The 243-nt window shown below is 52.7% G+C and carries 1 rRNA gene; it reads left to right on the top strand.

From position 1 onward, the window contains the following. Window position 1: 1 nt before the first annotated feature. A 23S ribosomal RNA gene (locus tag H6A32_RS16075) occupies window positions 2-243 on the top strand; the annotation flags it as partial.

Here is a 243-nt window from a genome sequence, read left to right as displayed (position 1 = left end):
AGCGCAGGGTGGATGCCTTGGCACTAAGAGCCGATGAAAGACGTGATAAGCTGCGAAAAGCTTCGGGGAGGAGCAAATATCCATTGATCCGGAGATTTCTGAATGGGGAAACCCGGCGGAGCAGACCTCCGTCATCCATACGCCAATCCATAACGTATGGAAGGGAACCCGGTGAACTGAAACATCTAAGTAGCCGGAGGAAGAGAAAGAAACATCGATTCCGGGAGTAGCGGCGAGCGAAAC

Source organism: Drancourtella massiliensis, from assembly GCF_016900655.1.
Classification (GTDB): Bacteria; Bacillota; Clostridia; order Lachnospirales; family Lachnospiraceae; genus Sellimonas; species Sellimonas catena.
The sequence above is the reverse complement of the archived record's forward strand: the minus strand, read 5'-3'. Positions and strand labels throughout refer to the sequence as shown.